This is a genomic window from Acidisoma sp. 7E03 (assembly GCF_054665075.1).
In genome coordinates, this window is record NZ_BAAFHE010000040.1 from 1 (window position 1) to 3,730 (window position 3,730).

Here is a 3,730-nt window from a genome sequence, read left to right on the forward strand (position 1 = left end):
GTCGTCTGACACGTCAGAGGGATACGGCTTGCGAACGCTCTCCATGCCCGCAGGTATGAATCAAACCAGTGGGAAAGTACATAACACCCTCTAGTCTCGATGACGAGCCTTTGCCCGAATGGAGCCCTGCGCCATGTCCAACTACGAACTCTATTACTGGTCCGTGCCGTTCCGCGGCCAGTTCGTGCGTGCCGTCCTGGCCCATGCCGGGCAGCGCTGGAGCGAAGGGGGAGACGAGGCGATCTCCGCGCTGATGGAAGGGCCGGTGCGTGACATGCCCCTGCCCTTCATGGGGCCGCCGCTGCTGATCGACAAAAAGGCGAATGTTGCCATCGCCCAGATGGCGGCGATCATCCTCTATCTCGGGGAGACGCTGGATCTGCTGCCGGCGACACCCGCGCTGCGCGCCCTGACCCTGAAAGTGGTGCTCGATGCCAACGACGTGATCGACGAGATCACGCTGGACGGCGGACGCGAGATGTGGACACACAAGAAATGGCAGGAGTTCACACCCCGGCTGCAGAAATGGATGAGCTTCTGGGAAGAGACGGGCCGGCGTCACGGGTTGACCGCGGAGAGCGGCTACCTGCTGGGCGGGGCCGCCCCGGGCATCGCGGATGTCGTGACGGCAACCCTCTGGTGCACGATGACCGATCGCTTTTCGACGATCGGTGCGCTGCTGGAAGAGACGGCGCCGACGATCGCCGCCTTGAGCCGGCGCATCGCCGCCCCGCCACCCCTCGCCAAGCTCGCCGCCCATGCCCGCGAGGAATACGGCGATGCCTATTGCGGCGGCCAGATCGAGGCTTCTCTGCGCAAGACGCTGGGTGAGTGAACAGCCTGCACCGCTCGGGCGCGCGAGCTTGCCCGAAGATACGGTGGCCCTCGCGCGCTACCTCATCGGCAAGATCGTGGTGCGGGACTTGCCGGAGGGGTTCGTCAGCGGCCGGATCGTGGAGACGGAAGCCTATCTCGTGGGTGACGCGGCCGCCCATGCCTTTCGGGGCATGACGCCTCGCAACCGCTCGCTCTTCCTCGAGCGCGGCCACGCCTATGTCTATCTGGCTTACGGCATTTCCTGGATGCTGAACGTCTCCGCCGGCCCCGCGGGGATTGGCACCGGCGTGCTGATCCGCGCCCTGGAGCCGTTGCAGGGCGCAGCCGTGATGCAGCTCAACCGCGGCACCAACCGGCTGCGTGACCTGGCGCGCGGGCCGGGGCGGCTTGCCGCCGCCCTTCGCATCGACCGCAGCCTGGACGGTCTCGACCTCTGCGCGCCAGGCCCCTTGTGGCTAGCGGAGGACGGAGACGCGGGCGGCATGATTGGCGAAAGCGTGCGCATCGGCATCACGGTAGAGACCCACCGCCTGCTGCGCTTCTATCGGCGCGGTAGCCCCTTCATCAGCGGCCCCCGATCGCTCAACCTGTAGCGATCCGGCTGCGGCGGACTGCCCCTGGGAGTTGCGGTGCCGACCATTCTCGGGCCTCATCCCGCGAGACAAGAGGGAGAGCACGCAGATGGCCAAGACCGCAGCACGCGGCCGTATCCGCATCGGGGTCGGCGGCTGGACCTATGAGCCCTGGCGCGGCCCCTTCTACCCGGAGGGATTGGCGCAGAAGCGCGAGTTGGAATATGCGGCGCAGCATCTGACGACCATCGAGATCAACGGCACCTATTACGGCTCCCAGAAGCCGGAGAGCTTCCGGAAATGGCATGACGAGACGCCGGACGATTTCGTCTTTTCGCTCAAGGCGTCCCGCTATTGCACGAACCGCCGTGTCCTCGCCGAGGGCGCACAATCGATCGAGCGCTTCCTCACCAGCGGCATTCTGGAACTGAAGGACAAGCTCGGGCCGATCAACTGGCAGTTCATGGCGACGAAGCAGTTCGACGCCAAGGATTTCGAGGCCTTTCTGAAACTGCTGCCGAAGAACCTGGAGGGCCGCATGCTGCGCCATGCGGTGGAGGTGCGGCACGAGAGCTTCCGCAACCCCGACTTCGTGGCCCTGGCACGGGAGCATGGCGTCGCCATCGTGATGGCGGGTGATTCCGACTTTCCCCAGATCGCCGATCTGACGGCCCCTTTCGTCTACGCCCGCATCATGGGAACGACGGAGGGCGAGCCGCTAGGGTATTCGGAAGAGGCGCTCGATCTCTGGGCAGAGCGCACGAAGCTCTGGGCCGCGGGCAAGGCTCCCAGTGGGCTCACAACGGCGGCGCCAGCGAAAGCCGACGGCACGCCGCGTGACGTGTTTCTCTATGTCATCAGCGGCCACAAGGTGTTGAACCCGACCGCCGCCCAGTCCTTGATCGCGCGACTTTAACCCCGGCGCCTCGTCACGAAAACCCCGCGCCGGACAAGAGCGCGGGGTTTTCCTCCATCGACGAGAGGCGGCGGATCAGGCGGCGGTCTTGACGCGCGCGGCCTTGCGCGCCGCACGGCGAGCAAGCGTCGCCGCGATCCGCTCCACTTCCGGACCGGTCACCTTCAGCGGCGCGCAGCCCAGCACGTCCCAGCGCAGCGGCGCGAAATCCGGATGCAACACCAGGGGCCGACCACCATTCTCGAACATGCCGCGGCCGCCGGTTTCGAGATAGCTTTCGGCCGGCAGGCCTTCGGCCAGCAGCACCTCATGCTGCGTCAGTTCGACGTGGAAGTAGGTGATGCGGTCGATCGCCGGGTCAAAGCGCACCGTGCTGCCGTTGACGAGATACTTCACCGGCACGAGCACGCCTTCGGCGAAGATCGCATGATCGGGCGACAGCACGAGATCCCGCGCCGGCATCCGGGGCCCGAAGGCGCCGCGCTGCACCCGAACGGGGCGCACCTTCTCCGGTGCCGGATGCCGCTTGAGGTCGACCAGACGATGGCCGACCCAGGTCACGTCCGCAGTTGCCTCCGCACCATCCGTCACGGTGACGACCCGGTCACCCGGCACCAGCGCCTCGACCGGCACTTCACCACGCGTGGTGAGGATGCGCGTGCCTGCGGCGAAACAAGGCACGTCGGTGGTGATGACGAGGGTGCCGCCACTCTCGAGGGCCGTGAAGTCGCTCGTCTGGTAGTTGCCGGCGATGGCGAGGTTCGCGACGATGGTACCCCCTTCGCTCACTGTCAGCACGCCATCGGCATAGCTTTCGGTGGCACTCGTCACGCCATCGAGGGTGATGCTGTCACCGCTGCGAAAACCCGTGATGGTGCCGGCAAAGTCGATCGGCGCCGTGAGCGTGAGGCTGTCGGTGCCGTCGGTGAAAGCCAGCGTCTGGCCGGCGCCGGTGCCCGCGAGCATGGCCGACGCACCATCGGCGAGAGTGATGCTGCCACCCGTGCCACCGATCGTCTCGTCTGCCGTCAGCACACCACCCGCCACCGCCACCGTGCCGGTATTGCTGGCGGCGCCCGCGAATTGGATCGCAAGCGTGCTGCCGTCACCCACCGTCAGCGTGCCGGCATTGGTGAAGCTGCCCGTCGGCTCGATGTCCATCTCGATGCCGCCGCTCACCGCGATCAGCCCGTTGTTGACGAGGCTCGTGGGCCCGATCGCAAAGCTGCCGGAACCCGCATCGGCGAGGATCGTGCCGGCGTTGATCAGCGTGCCATTGCCGGTGATCATGTCGACGGAGGTGCTGGCGGAAGCTTCCACCACCGCATTGGCGCCAAGCGTCAGCGTGCCTTCGGTATCCAACGTGTCGATGCCGGCCGCACTGCCCAGCACCACCGTCGCCGCG

The 3,730-nt window shown here is 66.5% G+C and carries 4 protein-coding genes; 3 read left to right on the forward strand and 1 reads right to left on the reverse strand.

What is annotated here, in order from left to right; translation table 11 throughout:
- Positions 1 to 133 precede the first annotated feature (133 nt).
- From ACYQ6W_RS22485 to ACYQ6W_RS22495, 3 genes are all read left to right on the forward strand, one after another.
- Positions 134 to 835 carry a glutathione S-transferase gene (locus tag ACYQ6W_RS22485; protein ID WP_459678502.1) on the forward strand — a complete coding sequence of 234 codons (702 nt, stop codon included), beginning with the start codon at positions 134 to 136 and terminating at the stop codon, positions 833 to 835.
- Positions 828 to 1,430, forward strand: a complete 603-nt coding sequence (locus tag ACYQ6W_RS22490; protein ID WP_459678504.1) for a DNA-3-methyladenine glycosylase — start codon at positions 828 to 830, stop codon at positions 1,428 to 1,430. Before ACYQ6W_RS22485 ends, ACYQ6W_RS22490 begins: the two co-directional genes overlap by 8 nt.
- Before the next feature lie 88 nt (positions 1,431 to 1,518).
- A complete protein-coding gene (locus tag ACYQ6W_RS22495) occupies positions 1,519 to 2,325 on the forward strand; it encodes a DUF72 domain-containing protein (RefSeq protein WP_459678507.1) in 807 nt (268 codons plus the stop codon).
- A gap of 75 nt (positions 2,326 to 2,400) precedes the next feature.
- Here the strand turns inward: ACYQ6W_RS22495 and ACYQ6W_RS22500 are convergent.
- On the reverse strand, positions 2,401 to 3,730 hold a 1,330-nt coding region (locus ACYQ6W_RS22500; protein WP_459678509.1), incomplete at its 5' end, for a Hint domain-containing protein.

Excerpts from the sequence above, each read along its gene's own strand:
- ACYQ6W_RS22495 (WP_459678507.1), top strand. The coding sequence starts at position 1,519 with ATGGCCAAGACCGCAGCACGCGGCCGTATCCGCATCGGGGTCGGCGGC.
- ACYQ6W_RS22485 (WP_459678502.1), top strand. The coding sequence starts at position 134 with ATGTCCAACTACGAACTCTATTACTGGTCCGTGCCGTTCCGCGGCCAG.